The 16,714-nt window shown below is 70.6% G+C and carries 18 protein-coding genes and 1 pseudogene; 9 read left to right on the top strand and 10 right to left on the bottom strand.

Annotated features, from left to right (window positions below):
* Positions 1-62: 62 nt before the first annotated feature.
* Together AB0D08_RS09850 and AB0D08_RS09855 are read right to left on the bottom strand one after the other, a co-directional pair.
* Positions 63-626, bottom strand: a complete 564-nt coding sequence (locus AB0D08_RS09850; protein ID WP_199520524.1) for a redoxin domain-containing protein — start codon at positions 624-626, stop codon at positions 63-65.
* 31 nt (positions 627-657) lie between these two features.
* A complete protein-coding gene (locus AB0D08_RS09855; protein WP_359887411.1) occupies positions 658-948 on the bottom strand; it encodes a muconolactone Delta-isomerase family protein in 291 nt (96 codons plus the stop codon).
* 130 nt (positions 949-1,078) lie between these two features.
* On the opposite strand from AB0D08_RS09855, the gene AB0D08_RS09860 reads away from it, so the two are divergent.
* Positions 1,079-1,450, top strand: coding sequence for a nuclear transport factor 2 family protein (locus tag AB0D08_RS09860; protein WP_359887504.1), 372 nt, complete (start codon positions 1,079-1,081; stop codon positions 1,448-1,450).
* 40 nt (positions 1,451-1,490) lie between these two features.
* Here the strand turns inward: AB0D08_RS09860 and AB0D08_RS09865 are convergent, their stop codons facing one another.
* Positions 1,491-2,036 carry a hypothetical protein gene (locus AB0D08_RS09865; protein ID WP_359887414.1) on the bottom strand — a complete coding sequence of 182 codons (546 nt, stop codon included), beginning with the start codon at positions 2,034-2,036 and terminating at the stop codon, positions 1,491-1,493.
* Positions 2,037-2,248: 212 nt separating this feature from the next.
* Here AB0D08_RS09865 and AB0D08_RS09870 point away from each other — a divergent pair.
* Positions 2,249-2,503, top strand: a pseudogene (locus AB0D08_RS09870) (VOC family protein); the annotation flags it as partial.
* 75 nt (positions 2,504-2,578) lie between these two features.
* Here AB0D08_RS09870 and AB0D08_RS09875 read toward each other — a convergent pair.
* Positions 2,579-3,199 (bottom strand): RICIN domain-containing protein, encoded by a 621-nt coding sequence (locus AB0D08_RS09875; RefSeq protein WP_359887416.1) that lies wholly within the window; start codon positions 3,197-3,199, stop codon positions 2,579-2,581.
* A 280-nt stretch (positions 3,200-3,479) separates the two neighbouring features.
* Positions 3,480-4,115 carry an RICIN domain-containing protein gene (locus AB0D08_RS09880; RefSeq protein ID WP_359887419.1) on the bottom strand — a complete coding sequence of 212 codons (636 nt, stop codon included), beginning with the start codon at positions 4,113-4,115 and terminating at the stop codon, positions 3,480-3,482.
* A 232-nt stretch (positions 4,116-4,347) separates the two neighbouring features.
* Between AB0D08_RS09880 and AB0D08_RS09885 the strand changes: the two genes are divergently transcribed.
* The gene (locus AB0D08_RS09885) at positions 4,348-6,678 is read left to right on the top strand and encodes a tetratricopeptide repeat protein (protein WP_359887421.1); all 2,331 of its coding nucleotides are present in this window, start codon (positions 4,348-4,350) and stop codon (positions 6,676-6,678) included.
* A 533-nt stretch (positions 6,679-7,211) separates the two neighbouring features.
* Here the strand turns inward: AB0D08_RS09885 and AB0D08_RS09890 are convergent.
* Positions 7,212-8,552 carry a tetratricopeptide repeat protein gene (locus AB0D08_RS09890; protein WP_359887423.1) on the bottom strand — a complete coding sequence of 447 codons (1,341 nt, stop codon included), beginning with the start codon at positions 8,550-8,552 and terminating at the stop codon, positions 7,212-7,214.
* A 566-nt stretch (positions 8,553-9,118) separates the two neighbouring features.
* Between AB0D08_RS09890 and AB0D08_RS09895 the strand changes: the two genes are divergently transcribed.
* The 5 genes from AB0D08_RS09895 to AB0D08_RS09915 all read left to right on the top strand — a co-directional run bounded on the left by AB0D08_RS09895 (position 9,119) and on the right by AB0D08_RS09915 (position 13,285).
* The gene (locus tag AB0D08_RS09895) at positions 9,119-9,241 is read left to right on the top strand and encodes a hypothetical protein (protein WP_359887425.1); all 123 of its coding nucleotides are present in this window, start codon (positions 9,119-9,121) and stop codon (positions 9,239-9,241) included.
* Positions 9,242-10,067: 826 nt separating this feature from the next.
* Positions 10,068-10,304 carry a putative ATP-grasp-modified RiPP gene (locus AB0D08_RS09900; protein WP_359887507.1) on the top strand — a complete coding sequence of 79 codons (237 nt, stop codon included), beginning with the start codon at positions 10,068-10,070 and terminating at the stop codon, positions 10,302-10,304.
* Positions 10,304-11,275 (top strand): ATP-grasp ribosomal peptide maturase, encoded by a 972-nt coding sequence (gene tgmB / locus AB0D08_RS09905; protein ID WP_359887428.1) that lies wholly within the window; start codon positions 10,304-10,306, stop codon positions 11,273-11,275. Before AB0D08_RS09900 ends, tgmB begins: the two co-directional genes overlap by 1 nt.
* Entirely contained in the window at positions 11,272-12,414 is a 1,143-nt protein-coding gene (gene tgmC / locus AB0D08_RS09910; protein ID WP_359887431.1) for an ATP-grasp peptide maturase system methyltransferase, read from the top strand. Before tgmB ends, tgmC begins: the two co-directional genes overlap by 4 nt.
* 505 nt (positions 12,415-12,919) lie before the next feature.
* A complete protein-coding gene (locus AB0D08_RS09915) occupies positions 12,920-13,285 on the top strand; it encodes a cupin domain-containing protein (protein ID WP_033825223.1) in 366 nt (121 codons plus the stop codon).
* A gap of 40 nt (positions 13,286-13,325) precedes the next feature.
* Here the strand turns inward: AB0D08_RS09915 and AB0D08_RS09920 are convergent, their stop codons facing one another.
* Both AB0D08_RS09920 and AB0D08_RS09925 read right to left on the bottom strand, forming a co-directional pair.
* A complete protein-coding gene (locus AB0D08_RS09920) occupies positions 13,326-13,769 on the bottom strand; it encodes a low molecular weight phosphotyrosine protein phosphatase (RefSeq protein WP_359887433.1) in 444 nt (147 codons plus the stop codon).
* Positions 13,770-13,898: 129 nt separating this feature from the next.
* The gene (locus tag AB0D08_RS09925) at positions 13,899-14,465 is read right to left on the bottom strand and encodes a stealth conserved region 3 domain-containing protein (RefSeq protein WP_359887436.1); all 567 of its coding nucleotides are present in this window, start codon (positions 14,463-14,465) and stop codon (positions 13,899-13,901) included.
* Positions 14,466-14,595: 130 nt separating this feature from the next.
* Here AB0D08_RS09925 and AB0D08_RS09930 point away from each other — a divergent pair, with 130 nt between their 5' ends.
* Positions 14,596-15,435, top strand: a complete 840-nt coding sequence (locus AB0D08_RS09930) for a potassium channel family protein (RefSeq protein WP_063794528.1) — start codon at positions 14,596-14,598, stop codon at positions 15,433-15,435.
* Positions 15,436-15,525: 90 nt separating this feature from the next.
* Here AB0D08_RS09930 and AB0D08_RS09935 read toward each other — a convergent pair whose 3' ends face one another.
* Both AB0D08_RS09935 and AB0D08_RS09940 read right to left on the bottom strand, forming a co-directional pair.
* Positions 15,526-16,173 carry a GPP34 family phosphoprotein gene (locus AB0D08_RS09935; protein ID WP_033825222.1) on the bottom strand — a complete coding sequence of 216 codons (648 nt, stop codon included), beginning with the start codon at positions 16,171-16,173 and terminating at the stop codon, positions 15,526-15,528.
* 98 nt (positions 16,174-16,271) lie between these two features.
* A complete protein-coding gene (locus AB0D08_RS09940; protein WP_033825221.1) occupies positions 16,272-16,673 on the bottom strand; it encodes a VOC family protein in 402 nt (133 codons plus the stop codon).
* Between the last annotated feature and the right edge of the window lie 41 nt (positions 16,674-16,714).

Raw genomic sequence — 16,714 nt, forward strand, 5'->3', positions numbered from 1 at the left:
GGCGGGCCACCGGGGGAGACGGGTGGAACGGTCACGAGAACTCCTCGAACGTCAGTCGCACGTCACTTGTAGGGGAAGAAGCCGCGGCGGTCGCCGCCGTCCCAGGCCTCCCGCAGGCCCGGTGCGGACAGGTCCCAGTCGGGCCGGATCTCGCGGGTCACCTCGCGCAGGTCGCGGCGCAGGTCCTCGACCGACGGCCGGCCCCAGTACCAGTAGCCGTTGTAGACGCTGTGGATGACCAGCCCCGGCTTGAGCACCAGGGTGTGCGGGACCATCGGATCGTGGTGCGGGTCGGTGTACTCCTGGATGTCCAGGTCCTTCTGGACCTTGCGCCCGGCGTCGGAGAGGAAGGTCCACCGGGCCCCGACCGAGTCGCGGAACTCCGCCAGCTCCAGGATGCCGTCGGTCGAGATGGTGACCACCTGGGTGTAGGCCACGGCGATCTCGGGATAGTGCGCCGCCAGCTGCTGGTGCTGCTGGTGTTCCTTGGGGCAGTAGTGGCCCCGCGAGAGGAGGAGCACCATCGGATCCGTCCCCTGGAGGTCACTCAGCCTGCGCCTGGTCCTGGCGTGGTCGGTCAGCTCGTAGTCGGGGAACACCCCGCCCGGCCTGATGTCCGTACGCATCTTCAGCTCCTCGCTCCGGTCCGTGCGCGTCCTAGCGGCCCGGGTCGTTCGGATGGGGGGACAACGGCGTCACTTCGTCCCGCCGCCACACCCGCAGCGGCATCGACGCGAGCACCTGCTCCAGACGCTCGGCGTCCTCGGCGCTGAACAGGCCCCAGCTCCGCCACTCGCCCGGCGCGAGCGGGGGCCGCCACAGCCGGAGCAGGCTGCCCTGGGCCGCCAGCTCCCGGGCCCGTGCCGCCTCCCGGGCGCGGATCTCGGCCACGGCCTCCTCGGAGGTCCCCTCCGGCACCGTGGTCACCATGTCCACCAGGAACTCCATGCGCTGCTCCTCAACCTTCAACCTCGCCCCCAGGGTGATACTCGCCAAGACCTGCTCCGCGCGCACCTCGACCACCCGGCCCGCAGGCTGGAACAGCCCGCAGCACACCGATGCCACGAGAGAGGTCCCGATGAGCACCACGGCACAGGACGAGGCGGTCGCGCGCAGTGTCCTCGACCCCTGGAAGGCCGCCGTCGACGCCCACGAGCCCCGGCAGGTCGCCGCGCTCTTCACGGAGGACGCGATCTTCCAGGGCCTGCACCCCTACAGCGTCGGACGGCAGGGCGTCGCGGACTACTACGACTCCCAGCCGCTCGGGATGACGGCCGACTACCGGATCCTCGAGACCAGACGCCTCGCCGAGGACCTGGTCCTCGCCTATCTGGTCGTCGACTTCTCCTTCGTCGACCGGCCGACCCTCACGGTCCACCTGAGCGTCCTGGTCCGGCAGGACGGCGACGGCTGGCTCATTGGCCACTACCAGGTCTCCAGGCTCGGCTGAGGCAGGCGTCCAGCTTCGGCCGAGGCCACCGGGGGCCGGCTCACGCCGATCCGGAGCCGGTCCTCCGGGACCGGGTCCACCCCCACCCCCAGGCGACCGCACCCACCAGCAGCGCGGTCCCCAACGCGTACACCGGCAGCCACCGGGTGGTGGTCGCCGCCAGGCAGTCGACCACGGCCAGACTGCTCTGCTGCTGCTGGGCCTGGGTGAGCGCGTCCCCGGCACCGGCGGCCAGGTCCCCCAGCGCGGCCTCGGTCCGCAGACTCTCGTACCGGCCCGACTCCACGCATCCGTCCCGGTTGCCCGGCATCGGGAACAGCCAGTCCCAGCGCTGCATCGCCGGAGCCAGCGCCAGTGCCACGCACAGACCGACCACCAGCGCGTACGCGGCCTGCCGGCCCGGTGAGCACAGCGGTACCCGCCCGAAGGACAGGACCACCACCAGCAGCGTCACACCGAGGTAGGTGGAGAACCACTCCCACGCGCCCTGGGACAGCGAGAAGGCCAGCACGACGGCGAGTGCGGTCCCCAGCACACCGGCATTGGCGCCCGGACGGTCGACGCCCCCGCCCCTGTCGTCGGCCACCGGGCCCCGGACACCTCTACGGCCGCGCTGGCTCACACGCTCTCTCCTGCCTGCCTCCGGAGCCCCAGCCTCCCGCGCCCACCCGCCGCGACCGGCGGCCACCACACCGGTACGGCCCGGACCCCACCCGACCGGCCCAGCCGCCGGCGTCCGGAACGCCGTACCCCGACCACCCGCTGACGGCCCGCGGGATGCCTGCCACGGCCTGTCGCATGTCCGAGCTGGTGATCGACTGCCGGGACCCGCAGCCTCTGGCGGCGTTCTGGTGCGAGGTGCCGGCCTGCACCGTGTTCGGCACCGACGAGGACGGCGCGGTGGAGATCGGGCCGCCGGAAGGGTTCGGCGGGCTGCAGCCGACGCTGGTCCTCAGCCCCACGGCCGAGCCGAGGCCGGGCAGGCTGCGGCCGCACATCTACGTCAGCCCCACCGACGTCAGCGTCCGATCCCAGGCGCTGCGCCACCGGCGCGGCGCCTCGGTCTGTGCCCTGCACGAGCTCGAGCAGGGCGCACGCATCCACGCGAGGCCGTTCCGGTACCAGCCGTCACACGGGCTTCAGATACCACCGCTGCTCGGAGCCTCCGGTGCATGTCCACTGGACGATCGGTGCACCGTTAGCAGTACTGGAAGCACCGTCGGCCGCACACTGGCCGACGTTCCACCGCGGGCCGCTGTGGTACCTGATCAGCTGTACCGCGGTTCCCATGACGAGGTCGGCGTCCAAATACCAGAACTGCTCAGGTCCACCGTCGCATCCGTACTGGATGAGTTGCACTCCGTTGTACGGGCTGGTGCCCGGATCGGCAAGGCACTTGCCGCTGTTGAAGTTGACTATCTGATAGTACGGGACCCTGTTGTTGTCCGGATACCAGGGGCCCACGGCATACCACTGCTGCTCCCCTCCGCCGTAGCAGTCCCACTGAATCACACCGGCGCCACCGGCAGTACTGCCGGCTCCGATGGCCATGCACTTGTTGTCGTTGATGAAGCTCTTGAGCATGAATCGCGGGGACCCGCTGGCGGCCCCGGCCGAGGGAATTCCCGCGGCCAGGACGAGCGCAGCCGCTCCGGCCACCGCTGCACTTCTCATCAATTTGCGGCCGACGGCGTATTTGCGGCTGTCCGCGATGAGGTGCGCAGATTTCCTGGGCAACATGTTCTCCATTCGTTGCGTCGGTCTGTCGAACACTCGGGACGGAGGCTCTCCTCCGATTTCGAACATCCCCACCGTCGCTACCGAATTCAGCTCCGGCGGGGACCGGCACCTGCCATCAGCGCGGCCCGGCGGGCGCCACTGAGGCGCGGATCCGCAGCGGCAACCCCGAACGTGACGGGGTCCGTGGGGCCGATCGCGTGGCAGCCGTCGGTCAGTAGCGGCTGCGACGCCGGACCACAGGCCGTCGGCGGTCCCTGCAGTCCGGCACCCTCGCACGTCCGGTCGTTGCTCAGGCGGTCCTGATCTCCCACCACTGCTGGGACGCGAAGTTCTTGGTCCACAGCTGGGCCTTGGCGCCGTCACCCGGCTGGGTGGCGTCGCGGTCCAGGACCTTGGTGTTGTTGTTGTTGAAGCGCACGTTGTAGATGGCCAGGTCGCCAGAGGGGTGGTACCAACGCTGGTTCGCCCAACCGTTGCACTTGTACAGCTGGACGAGGTTGCCGTCCTTGCCGTTGCCGTTGGTGTCGGCGTCCAGGCACATGCCGGGGAACTTCACGCTCTCCAGGCTGCCGTCGCTCCAGTAGATCCATTCCTGCTGGGGCGAGTTGTTGCAGGTCCAGGTCTGGATCTTCGAGCCGTTGGCGCCCTTGCCCCAGATGTCGACGTCCAGACACTGGCCCGGGGTCTTCGAGTACAGGCTGTGGATCCGGACGTAGAGCCCGGTGAGCGCCCCGCTCCGCAGGGCGGTGCCCTGGGCCGAGGCGGCCTGCCCTGTCAGTGCCTCGGCCTTGCTCAGGTTCACCTGGCGCGACGCCGTCGGGCCCTGGTGGCCGGTCTCGGAACCGGCTGCCTGGGCAACTCCGGGCGCCAGCATCGCGACCGCGACAGCCGCCGCGGCAACCGCCAGCCTCTTGTGCAACTTCATTTCTCGGTGCCCCCTGGATTGGTGGGTGATCCGGGAATCGGTTCCCGGTGAGGCCGCGCTCGTGCAGCTGCCGAGACTCTGTCAACTACCCCTTGGTGCACCGCCCGGCTTCGTCCTCAAGGATGGCGCGGCCCGATCGATGAGGGTGAGGATTCCGAACGAACCCGAACACCCCTACAGTGACCCGTACCGCCTCGGCGCCGCCTAGGGCGGGTCGGATCGGGGGTGGGACATGACCGCGGGGATTTCGATGCCGGACCCGGACACGGCCGGGGATCTTGCGGAGTTCATCGAAGCGCTGGGCCGGCTGCGATTATGGGCGGGGGCGCCGTCATATCGGACGCTGGTCAAGCGGATCGGCCTCCTGCGGCACGGTTCCCAGGCCGTGGCACAGACAACTGTGGTCGACACGTTCAACCCCCGGCGTCGTCGCCTGGACTTCGACCTGGTGATCGCAATCGTCCGTGCGCTGGGTCTGGACGAAGCGGCGGTGGATCGCTGGCGGGAGGCCTGCATCCGGGTCCACGGGGCTGCCATGACCGGAGGCCCGACAGGGGTCTTCCGGCAGCTCCCCGCAGATCTGGCGACGTTCACCGGCCGCGAGACGGTACTGAAGCAGCTCCTCGACACTGCGATGGCACCTGCCTCCGAGAACCCGGCGGCCACGGTCGTCGTATCGGTGATCGAGGGCATGGGCGGGGTGGGCAAGACCCAGCTGGCCGTACACGCCGCGCATCACCTGGTCCGGTCCGGACACTTCACCGATGTCCAGCTCTACGTGAACCTCCGCGGCTTCGACCCCGAACGGCCGCCCGCCGATCCCACCGCCGTGCTCGACGCATTCCTGCGACAGCTCGGCGTACCGGGCCGGCAGATCCCCGAGCCCCTCGACGAGCGCGCGGCCATGTACCGCGACCGTATCCACGGACGCAACGCGCTGGTCCTGCTGGACAACGCCGCCGACGAGCACCAGATCCGCCCGTTGATACCGGCCGGCGCGCACTGCCTGGTGCTCATCACGTCGCGGCGCACCATGGCGGGCCTGGAAGGCGCCGAGATCCTCCAGCTCGACGTCCTCGACGAGACCGAGGCGGTCGATCTGCTGGCGGCCGTCGCAGGCGAGGAACGGATCAACACCGACCCCGTCGCGGCGGCCAAGGTCGCCGAAGCCTGCGGCAACCTCCCCCTGGCGTTGACGATAGCCGCAGCGCGGCTGAAGGCTCGCACTTCCTGGGCCGCCTGCGACCTGCTGGAGCACCTGATCCAAGGCGGTCTGGACGCGATGACCGTCGGACGACGTTCGCTGCGTCCGGTGTTCGACCTGTCCTTCGATGCCCTGCCTCCGGGCGCGCGGCTGCTGTACCTGCTGCTGGGGATCCAGCCGGGCACCGACGTGACGCCGGAGGCGGCCGCGGCACTGGCCGGGATCACTCCGCGCGCGGCACGAAAGGCACTTGAAGGCCTGTGCGACGAGTACCTCCTGCTGCAACGGTCGCCAGGGCGTTTCGAACTCCACGACATACTGCGCGCCTACGCGGTGGAGACGGCCGCCGTTCAGCTGTCCACAGCTGAATGGGCCCCGGCGGTGGACCGGCTACTGGACTGGTACACCCAGACGGCCGAGAAGGCCGCGACCACGCTCCTGCCCTCACTGGGTATGCCGACCCCTGCCCGTTCCGCGTCACAGGCTCCAGCGAAGGAATTCACCGACCGCGCCGCCGCGGTGGCATGGCTGGAAGTCGAGCACGCCAACCTTCTCGCGGCGTCGGCAGCCGCCACAGCCGCCGGCAACCCAGAAGCCGCTTGGCGGATCCCGGCCGCCGCCTCGGTGCTCCGGGCCGTGAACCAGAACTGGCCCGAGTGCGAAACCCTGCTCACCGACGCCCTGTCCGGAGTGCGGCGCACCGGCGACCTCGCCGAGCAGGCCTGGATCCAGAACCGGCTGGGCGCGACGGCCACCGAACTGGGCCGGACGAAGGAGGCCGAGGAGATGTTCACAGCAGCCCTCACCGCGCGCCGCCTCCTCGAGGACCGCGACGGCGAGGCCGCAGTGCTCAACAACCTCGTCATCTTCTACGGCCGCACCGACCGCCCACAGCTGGGCCTCGAACCCGCCGCCCTGGCTCTGGAGTTGGCCCGACGCGAAGGCAACACCGACCGCGAGGCGTCGGCCCTCAACGCCATGGCGGCCTGCCTGTCCGGTCTGGGCCGCAACGCCGAGGCCCTGGAGCTGATGCTGCAGGTGGTGGCGATCCGTGAATCGCGCGGCGACGGCTACCGCCTCGGCCTGGCGTACAACGTCACCAGCTCACGCCACCGCGACCTGGGCCAGTTCGAGGCGGCAGAGACCTACAACGTCAAGGCCCGCGAGATCGCACACCGCAGCGGTGATCGCTTCGGGGAGGGTGAAGCACTGCAGGGACAGGCGCTGGCCCTGCTCGGACAGGGGCGGCCGGCGGTCGCAAGAAGCTGTCTCCAGGAAGCGGCCGTCATCTTCAAAGAGCTGGATGCCGACCGGTACCTGGCCGAGGCCCGGCGGCTGTTGGCAGAGATCGAGGTATGAATGCCGTCCATAGGGGAAGCACCTCCGCGGTCACCGGCAGCCTCGTCCTCCGGTCCGCCCGCGAACCCGCATCCGGGACACCGGCGATGAAGTCGTCGAACCGCGCCGGGTCCGGCGACCGATGTCTTGTCCGGGGCCGACCCGTCGAGCATGATGCCGTGCCTCCATCGCAGGCGTTCGAGAAGCCTTCATCGACGTCGCCGGGCAGGTCCGCGAGCCAGGCAAGGCGACGTGCAAGAGCGCTGTGTCAGGCCGTCTCCCGGCCGCCCCAGACGGCCAACTACAGAACACCAGCCCCGGCCGGGGCCGATCCGGCGGGGCTCTTCCATACCCGAACACGGGGGGAACCAATAGGCACTGCTGACGCCGTGATCAATGCCGCTTCGGCTGATCTCGGGTACCGCGAGGGCCCGAGCAACGACACGAATCACGGCCGCTGGTATGGCCTGCCGCGCTGGCCGCCCTCGCGGCGTAGGCACAGCAAAGTCCCGTCACCCCTCGGCAGGGTGGCGGGGCCTCGGTGGCGCCCTGCGTCACGCCGCTAGGTCCGCCGGGACTACGGTGCGAGCCCGCTCGTACAGGTCTCGGGCGTGTTGGTTGCGGGGGTGTGCAGTGAGTAGCCCAAGCATGATCCGCATCCGGTCGTCGGCTCGGCTGCTCTGCACCTTCGGGTAGTCATCTAGCGCAAGGTGCCATGTCTGGCACGCCATCTCCAAGTGGCCGAGCTGGAGTTGGCGTTCAGCAAGGACGGCGCGATGCCGGACACGCCCGCGCTGATAGACGCTGTACCGCAAGCGGTCCGACTCCATCATTGCGACTACCGAGCCGCGTACATCCGCCAATGCGTAGCGCACCTGACTGACGTGATAGTTGAGTGAGCTTGGGTCGTACGACCCGAAAGCTTTGCTCTCCGACTCAGCAACGTCCATCGCCCGCTCTGCCTCGGTGAGGTAGCGCATAGCGGCGTGGCGGTCTCCCGATACGGCGGCGGAGTGAGCTTGCTGCCCCGCGAGGAAGGCGCGCATCCTCGGGCCCGCGACGGGGGACGCGGCGGACGCTGCGTCAGCCAGTTGTATCGCGCGACGCCCGTGCCCGAGATCGACGGCCTGAACGCTCATGCCCCGGAGCGTGGTGCAGTAGGTCAAGTGATCTTCGGCGACGCCCGCTAGCTCCAACGCCTTGACGTAGTAGCGCTGTGCGAGACCGTGCAATCCCTCGTCAACCGCCATGTACCCAGTGAGGTAGCAGAGATCGGAGGCCGCAGACATCATCGCCCTCCGAACCTCATGGGGGGCGGCAGCGCGCAAATAAGGACCAACCGTATTAACCAGGTAGCTTGCCGCCATGGGGCGGGCGGCCCGGCCGCCGAACTCATCATCGATGCTTGACAGTCGCTCGGTCATGGCGATCACGGACGACACCTCGGCCATCCCTATCCGGATCGTCCGACCTCGTTGGATCGATTCCGCGCGGGCTAGAACGTCCTGCCACCCGGGGACTGTCAGCGCCACCGCGAACAGGCTTGCACCGAGTACGCTCCGCCGCGAGGGGTCCATATCTTGCCTCCCCAACTCGATCAACCCTTCGACGGTACCTGTCGGGGTTGCGAGCTGGTCGGGCGGTGGTGGGAAACCTGCCTCGACATGGGTTACCAGGCGGCCGAGAAGGCGGGTTAGAGCCTCAAGGATGGCAGCCTGCGCCTCGGCACGGGGTTCGGTCCCGGCAAGCCAGTTGGAGACAGCCGGCTGTTGGTAGTTGGTAGGTGACCCGCTCTCGGTGCCCACCAGGTTGACGGCCCTGGCAAAGGCGCCCTGCGAGAGCCTCGCCTCTTTCAACAAGCGTGCCAGTGAGATGTTTGGGTGCCGCTCGGGCATGTCCCTGTCTCCCCGCGCCGATGGCCTTTGATGGGTTTGATATCCCCTCAGCGTTGCGAGACTACCGCTCTCCGTGTTGGTGCGGTTGCGTAGAGGCAGACGGATCAACCGGCGATGTGGAGTACCACCGTGGGTGAGTCTCTGCGCTCCCGCCCCACGGGAGAGCAACGCAGACGTGCTGACGCTGCTCGGGCTGAGCTCGGAGAAGCAACCGATGCTGCTGGCTGCCCGCTGCCCTCGTTGGCGGTCGACTGGCAGTCAGGGCGGCTCCCGGGCGTGGTCCTGGTGGACATGGGCGCTGCTCTCCCAGACGTGATCATGCGGCTGGCGCGGGTCATCCGGGCGGGCACAGCCGCGCTGGCCGGCGAAGAGACGGCGTCGAACAACAGGAGATGTGGTCAGTGAGTGTGTTGACGATGCCCACCCGCGAGATTGGGCGCCGCAGAGTGTTCCGGTTCCTTCGATGGACCATCGGGGAGGACAGGGATCGGACTCCGGTTCACCTCTACTTCTGTGAGGGTGAGGACGAGGACGGCACGCGGTGCCGCGCCGACTCCGGTGAACAGATGGACTACGAAGCTGCACGCGCGTGGACATTCACCCACCTTCGGGACCACCAGGATCACCGCAGCTTCGGGCAACTGACCTACGTACCGCTGGTGATGGTCCCCGAGGAGGAACCGTCGTGAAGCGCGATTCTCTGGTGACCGGCGCCCTGCTTGTCGTCGTGGGAGGCGGGCAGGCCAGCGTGGTGGCAGCCCTCGCTATGGCTGACCCGGTGAGCGTCCGCCGATGGGTGTGGGCGTGTACAGCCGCTGCCCTTGCCATGATTTGCACGGCGTACCGGTCTGAGTGGGTCGAGGGGTGGCAGCGCCGAAGACGAGCCCGGGTCCGCGCCGCGCCGTGCCCCTCGGCCGGGACTCGGCGGGCCGGGACGTGATCGAGACGGGCACCCTGCCGAAGGTGCCGCCGGGACTGCCCTGGCTGCCCGGACTGTGCTGGGGCTGCCTCGCCGAGCGGGACGTGACGCCCCTCGGTGGGGCCGAGTTGGACGGCGCCGAACTGCCTCTGTCGGTCTGCCGCTGGTGCCTCGCCGGTCTCCGGCAGAGGCTCACCGTTGTGCAGCGCTGGCACCAGCTCGGCACCCTCGCCGGCCAGCGAGCGCACCGGGTCGCGCAGTGGTCTCGGGCCCTGCGACGCCGAAGACACGCGGAAGCGCGCCACCGCGCCCCTGTCCGCGCCTAGATCGCCCGCTCTGGTGTCCCATCCATGAGGCTCCCCCTCCTCATGGACCAGAGCAGGCCCAAATCTCCCGTCCCGGGCCGTGGTTGAGGTCCATTCCGCTCGGGGCGGGGCGCCACTTCCACCCCTCCCGTTCTCAGCCCTGGACAGGCCGAGCCGATCGGGGTGGGATGACACAACTCGGCTACCCGGCCGGGCTGTTGATCCTGTCAGCACCACCAGCGAAACGGAGGCGCAGAACAGATGACAACTGCACCGTGGGGTACGACCCGCATGGGGCCGTACGCCGATTCACCGGCGATCCCGGCCCTTACCCCCGTGATCGACCCCGAGACGCAAATGGCCGTGATCGTGGACCAGCACGGCCGCACGGTTGAGATGGGCGCGCACGGCACCAGCACCAACACCAGCACGCCCACCAGTACGGGCGGCGGCGACGGGCAGGGCGCGAACCCGACGACCGACATGGACAGCATCCCGGCCAACGACCAGGACCAGGGCACGGGCTGATGTCCGGGGGTCGACACCGGGCCGTACTGGTCCTGACCAACCCGTACGACGTGACAGCCGATGTGGTGCTACGCATCCTTGCTGACCGCCGAGTACCGGTTGTCCGTGTCGATCCCGGCGCCGATCTGCGCACGGGTGCCTCGCTGTCCGCCACGTACCGTACGAACGGACAGTGGGGCACCCTGCGTACGCCGAGCCGGGAACTCGACATCACCGACGTCCGGTCTGTCTGGGTCCGCAGGCCCTCGCCGTACGAAGCGCCGCCCGGACTGGCCGATCACGACGCGAAGTTCGTCAGTGCACAGGCCTTCTGGGGCACGGGGGGCATCCTCGCGTGCCTTCCCGGGGCGCATTACGTCAACCACCCGTGGCGAATCCGCAATGCGGAGTACAAGCCCGCGCAGCTCGCTGCCGCCGCCCGGTGTGGATTCCTGGTCCCGGACACGGTCATCACCGCAGACCCGGACGAGGCTCGCGAGTTCTGCGCGAACCAACCCGGCGGAGCTGTCTACAAACCACTGTGGGACAGCCGGTACCGGAACGCGGAGGGAACTGCGCAACAGGTGTGGGTACGGGGAGTCGACCCGAGCGAGATCACCGAGGCGGTGTCCGCGTGTCCCCACCTGTTCCAAGCCAAGGTGCCGAAGGTGTTCGACGTGCGGGTGACGGCCGTCGGTGACCGCCTGTTCGGGGTCCGGATCGACAGCCCCGATCTCGACTGGCGCCACCGGCAAGACCTGATGACGTGCACGCCTGTCGAGATCCCCGAGGCGGTCGCGCGTCCGGTCGCCGCCTACCTTGCCGAACTCGGCCTGGTGTTCGGCGCGTTCGACTTCGCCGTGACCTCTGACGGCGCCTGGTACTTCTTTGAATGCAACGCCAACGGGCAGTGGGCATGGCAGCCGGCGGAGACCACCGCAGCAATCGCCGATGCCCTCGCCGACCAGCTAGAGAAAGGCTCCGACACGTGAGCACATCGGCCGAACTCCGCGCAGCCATGGTGGCCGCTTTCACCAGGGACGACCTGGTGACCGATCCCTCGTGGGACCGCGCCGCGAAGACCGTCCCCCGGGAACTGTTCGTCGGGTCGTACTTCCTTCCGGTCGAAGGGAGCAACCCGACCGAGTACCGGCCCTTCCGCGAGGGCGAGCCCGGATGGCTGGAGAGCGTCTACGCGAATCAGACCCTCATCACCCAACTGGACGGGCGAACCCGCCCCGAGGACGTGCCCGACGGCACCGTGACCGGCGCCCCGTCTTCGTCATCCACCCTGCCGTCCCTGGTCCTGCGCATGTGGCACCAGCTCGACACCGAGGCCGGGCATCGCGTGTTGGAGATCGGCACAGGAACGGGCTACTCGACCGCCCTCGGTGCGCACCGCCTCGGGGACACCAACATCACCAGCATCGAATACGACCCCGTGGTAGGTGGGGCCGCCGCCGCTGCCATCAAAGCCGCCGGCTACGCACCCCGCCTGATCATCGGTGACGGGCTGCTCGGCGACCCGAACGGAGACGATTACGACCGGCTCATCGCCACCTGTGCGGTTCGCTACGTCCCGCCCCCGTGGCTGCACCAGGTCAAGCCGGGCGGAAAGATCCTGGTGACCCTTTCCGGTTGGTCCTACGCATTCGGCCTCGCCCTGCTCACCGTGACCGCCCCCGGAGAGGCCACAGGCCGCTTCCTCCCGGGCTTCACCAGTTTCATGATCGCCCGCCCGCACGACCGGCCGCCCCGCCAGAGCCTGTCACTGCTGCCCGGCAACGAGAGGCCCAGCAGGATCGACCCCGAGGTCATTAGCACGTGGACGGGCGGGTGGGTCGCACAGCTCGCGGCACCGTCGGCCGAGCGGATGGGCGCGGGCAGGCAACAGATCCTCTCGGACGTGGCCACCGGATCGCAGGCCCGAACCATGCCCAACCCTGACGGCGGGTGGACCGTGCTCCAGCGCGGCCCACTCCGGCTATGGGACCAGGTGGAAGCCGCCGTCGAAGCCTGGCAGGCGGCAGGCAAGCCGCACCAGGACGGCTTCGGGATTACCGTGTCCGAAGAACGACAGCGGGTCTGGCTCGGTACCGCGGACGGTCCGGGCTGGGATCTCCCGATCTGAGCCGGATAGGCTCGGTGGGGGAGGGCGTCGCATTCAAGCAACGACCATCGCCTACCCTGCGCCCTTGCCCCGTCCCCTGGTGATCCGGCAGGGCGGGGCGTACTCCTTGGGCCGCTCGCTCGGGTCTGTGACGAGGGACCCCACTCCCAACTCGGTTCGGATCAGCTGACGGCGGCGCAGCTCCGCGAACACCTTGCCTACAAGGACGACGACCTGACCGCCCTCGGCGATACGTGGCCCCGCATCCCTGTCCCTGCTCGGCGCTGCACCAGGTGCCACCGCCACCGCGTCGAAGCGGTCGACCGCGCCCCCGCAGGCCACATCGAGGCCAGCGGCTCCGGGTACACCCTGTGGGCATGCTCGCCGACCTGCCCGCCCCACATCCCGGCTGAGCTGACCGGGCCGGGTCGATACGATCGGGCCAGGCCCGGCCGCGCGTCGCCGTCCGGGGCTCCGGAGCCGAGACTGGAGGGAGGGATCCCGGCGTTCGGGTGAGGAGCACGTCATGTCTGGTCTGATCCGCAAGAGTTTCGACAGCCCCGAGGAGGTCCGGCCCTTCGAGCAGGACTCGGGGAAGGTGGAGTTGGTCAACCTGGACGCGGGAGCGGTGGGCCGGGGGACCTTCGAGCCCGGCTGGAAGTGGTCGACGCACATCAAGCCGCTCGCGGGTACCGAGACCTGCCAGGCCTCGCACATGGGGTACGTGATCTCCGGCCGGATGCACATCGTGATGGACGACGGCGAGTCGGCCGACTTCGGGCCCGGTGACTTCATGGTCTGCCCGCCCGGCCACGACGCCTGGGTGGTGGGCGACGAGCCCTGCGTCGTCATCGACTGGCAGGGGTTGTCGGACTACGCCAAACAGCGGTAGCGGCCCCCTGAGCCCTGAGCCCCGAGCCCCGAGCCAGGTGTCAGGGCAGGTGACGGGCGGCCCCGGCTTCGATGATCGCCGCGCTGGCGGCGAAGTCCTCGGCGGTGCCGCCCATCGGGTCGGGCACGTCCCGGCCGTCCAGGTAGAGGCGGATCTTGGCGGCGTTCCGGGCACCGCCGAGGGACCGCAGCCGCTCCAGCACGGAGCGGTCCATGGCGAGGACGACGTCCGCCCGGTCGAGCATCGCGGCGTCCACCCGGACGGGGCGGTGGCCGGAGAGGTCGTAGCCGAGCCCGGCCGCGGCGGCGATCATCGTGGGGTGGGCGGTCCCGCCGACCCACAGGTCGAGCAGGCCGGCGGAGCTCACCTCGGCGGCCGCGCCCGCCTTGGCGGCGAGCACCGCGGCGGCGAGCGGGCTGCGGCAGTAGTTGCCCAGGCAGACCGTGAGGATGCGCAGCGGGGCGCCGGTGGGGCCGGCGGTCACGGGCGTGCTCCGATCGGTCGAACCGCGGGCCCGGCCGACGGCCGACGGCCCTCGTGCCGGGGGAGGGAACACCACCATGATCCGCCGACTGCACCGGTGACGACACCAGGACACCAGGGCACCAGGACGTCAGAACGCCAGGACGTCCGGGCGGCCGTCGGGCGCGGGGGTGCCGCACGGTGAAACGGGGCCGGGGCCGGGGCCGGGACCGGCCGGGCCGAGGTCGCCCGCGGCCGGATCCTCGAACGGGGAGGGGACCGGGAAACAGTCCCGTAGGAAGGCCCGGACGGCGCGGTCCTGTTCCGCCCGCGGAATCGCGTCGCGCACACCGTCCGCGAGGCAGAAGGTGTCGGCCCAGCGGCGGTCCGCCAGATCGCGCAGCCGCCCGAGGTCGTCCCCGCTGTCCACGCAGAAGTAGCCGTGCTCGAGCTCGCCGGTGACGGCCCGGCCGGTGGCGTGGGCGAGGTGACTGGCCAGGGTCACCGGCGCGAGGTCGGTCGCCGAGCGGAAGGCCGTCCCGGCGGTGACGGCCAGCGGCTCGGCGAACCGCTCGGCGCTGTCCGCCAGGATGCTGCGCCGCAGCCGCGGGCCCGGGGGCGGCAGTACGGCGGCGAAGGCGGAAACGGCGCAGGCCGGGGAGTCTGCCAGGCGCTGATGAGCCCAACCCGGGAGGACGCTTCCCAGCAGCTGGACCACCCGCCGTCACCCGCCGCCACCCGCCCGCTCGGCGTCCGCCGCCACCCCGCGGCGCCCGGCACAATGGCCACGGCTCCACCCGCCGTCGAAGGGCCCGACACGCCGACCAGCCAGGAAGCAGGCCATCCGGATGACCCGCCGCGAACGCTGGGAACACCGCACCCAGAACCCGCTGATCGCCCTGTCCGTCGTGTTCGCCGTGGCGTACGCCGTGCCGATCCTCGCCCCCGACGCCCGGCCGTGGGTCCTGCACGGTGCGACCTGGGTGGAGTGGGCCGCCTGGGCGGCGTTCGCCGTGGACTACGGCATGCGGCTGCTCCTCGCCGAGCAGCGCTGGACCTTCGTCCGCAGCAACCCGCTCGACCTCGCCTCGGTCCTGCTGCCCCTGGTCCAGCCGCTGCGGCTGCTGCGCCTGGTCTCCACCCTGCTGCTGGCCGGGCGGCGGGTGCGGATGGCCTCCCAGGTCCGGCTGACCACCTATGTCGCGGGGGTCGTGCTCGGCCTGCTGGTGTTCGGTTCCCTGGCCGTGCTGGAGATCGAACGCTCCTCGCCGACCGCCAGCATCCGTACGCTGGGCGACGCGCTCTGGTGGTCCTTCACCACGATGACCACGGTCGGCTACGGGGACCTCACCCCGACCACGGGACTGGGACGGCTGCTCGCGGTCGCCCTGATGCTCTCCGGCATCGCGCTGCTCGGTGTGGTGACCGCCAACATCGCGGCCTGGTTCGTCGCCCGCTTCCAGGCGGAGGAACGTGTCGACCACCAGAACCAGCAGGCCATCCTGGAGCTCACGGCCGAGGTCCGCGAACTGCGCCGGCAGCTCGCGGAGCTGGGCGCCGTCCGGCCCGCCGACCCGCCGTCCGAGCCGTCCGAAGGCCTGTCCGCAGATCTGTCCGCCGAGCCATCGGCGGAACCGTCCGCCGAGCCGCCCGCCGGGCCGTCCCGCGCCACCGAGCCGGTGGCCTGAGCCGGTGGCGGGCCCGGCAGCGCCGGACCCCGGTCACCGGTGGTGTCGGCCACCGGTGTTGCCGGTGGCCGGAGTTCACGCAGGCGCGGCTCAGCCGCCGCCCATCCCGCCCTGGGCCGCCACCAGCGTGGTGCCGAGGCCGCCCACCGCGCGGGCCAGGGCCGGCGACAGCTCCGACAGCCGCCCGGTCAGCGCCGTCACCCGGTCGCGGTGGGCCCGGCGCTCACCGCGGGAGACGACCAGGCCGACGCCCCCGGCCGCGGCCAGCGCCGCCAGTGCGGCCTCACCGAGACCGACCCGCGCCGGGTCGCCCTCGCCGCGCAGCAGCGCCGCGGTCGCCCGCTGCACCGCCAGCGCCTCGGCGGGGTCCGGGACCAGCACCCGCCGCCGGGCGGGCGGCCCGTACGGGTCGCGGTCCTCGATCAGCACCGCGCCCAGGACGGCCAGTTGCTGCTCGACGGCCTCCAGGGTGTCCTCGCGGTCCCGGCGGATCCAGGCCTTCCAGCGCCGAGCATGGGCACCGACCTCGGTCAGCGCGGCGTCGAGGACCGGATCGCCGGTCGGCTCGGCCTCCGCGACGGCCACCGTGCCGCCGTCGTCGGCCACGCTCCCGCGGCGGGCCAGCTCGGCGAGGACCGCCGCCCGCACCAGGAACCCCGTCCGGGTGCGGTCGAAGAGGGTCTGCCGGTCGGTGTCGAACGCCATCAGATAGGTCGCGAGATGCAGCGGTCGGGTCATGCACCGACCCTAGGCCCGCGGCGGGCGCCGGGGCATCGCCCGCAAGGCCGGTCCGCCGTCCGTCCGGATGAGGACGCCCGCGCCGGGCCGGTCGGCCCTCAGTAGGACTGGAGCTCGATCAGCGTGCCCTCGGGGTCGCGCAGGTGCGCGGTCCGCAGGGTCGGCCCCCAGGACGGCCGGTCGGTGGCGGGCGCGACCTCCTCGGCGCCGTGGGCCAGGCAGAGTGCCAGTCCCGCGTCGACGTCCGCCACCCGGCAGACGAACATCGCGCCGCCGCCGGGCGCCGGGGACTCCGCGGCGGTGAGGCCGGTCGCCGCCGCCATCGCGGCACGCTCGAACAGCACCAGGACGCCCTGCCCGTCCACGTCCCAGTGCGCGTACGGGCCGGCGGGCCCGCCCGTCGCCAGGCGGGCGCCGACGAGCCGGGGCAGCACGGCGTCGTAGAAGCGGAAGGTCTCGGCGAAGCGGGTGACCAGCAGGCGGGGGTGCAGCGCGTCCACGCGGTAGCCTCCAGAAATAATGGGTCCACACCCACTATAGG

Origin of the sequence: Kitasatospora sp. NPDC048540, assembly GCF_040651175.1 — a bacterium.
Classification (GTDB): domain Bacteria; phylum Actinomycetota; class Actinomycetes; order Streptomycetales; family Streptomycetaceae; genus Kitasatospora.

Coding starts and splice junctions, on each gene's coding strand:
- AB0D08_RS09850 (WP_199520524.1), bottom strand. CDS start 626: ATGCGTACGGACATCAGGCCGGGCGGGGTGTTCCCCGACTACGAGCTG.
- AB0D08_RS09895 (WP_359887425.1), top strand. CDS start 9,119: ATGGACTACGAAGCTGCACGCGCGTGGACATTCACCCACCTTCGGGAC.
- AB0D08_RS09885 (WP_359887421.1), top strand. CDS start 4,348: ATGACCGCGGGGATTTCGATGCCGGACCCGGACACGGCCGGGGATCTT.
- AB0D08_RS09855 (WP_359887411.1), bottom strand. CDS start 948: ATGGAGTTCCTGGTGGACATGGTGACCACGGTGCCGGAGGGGACCTCC.
- AB0D08_RS09860 (WP_359887504.1), top strand. CDS start 1,079: ATGAGCACCACGGCACAGGACGAGGCGGTCGCGCGCAGTGTCCTCGAC.
- AB0D08_RS09875 (WP_359887416.1), bottom strand. CDS start 3,199: ATGGAGAACATGTTGCCCAGGAAATCTGCGCACCTCATCGCGGACAGC.
- tgmB (WP_359887428.1), top strand. CDS start 10,304: ATGTCCGGGGGTCGACACCGGGCCGTACTGGTCCTGACCAACCCGTAC.
- AB0D08_RS09890 (WP_359887423.1), bottom strand. CDS start 8,552: ATGCCCGAGCGGCACCCAAACATCTCACTGGCACGCTTGTTGAAAGAG.
- AB0D08_RS09880 (WP_359887419.1), bottom strand. CDS start 4,115: ATGAAGTTGCACAAGAGGCTGGCGGTTGCCGCGGCGGCTGTCGCGGTC.
- AB0D08_RS09935 (WP_033825222.1), bottom strand. CDS start 16,173: ATGACCCGACCGCTGCATCTCGCGACCTATCTGATGGCGTTCGACACC.
- AB0D08_RS09915 (WP_033825223.1), top strand. CDS start 12,920: ATGTCTGGTCTGATCCGCAAGAGTTTCGACAGCCCCGAGGAGGTCCGG.
- AB0D08_RS09930 (WP_063794528.1), top strand. CDS start 14,596: ATGACCCGCCGCGAACGCTGGGAACACCGCACCCAGAACCCGCTGATC.
- AB0D08_RS09900 (WP_359887507.1), top strand. CDS start 10,068: ATGGGGCCGTACGCCGATTCACCGGCGATCCCGGCCCTTACCCCCGTG.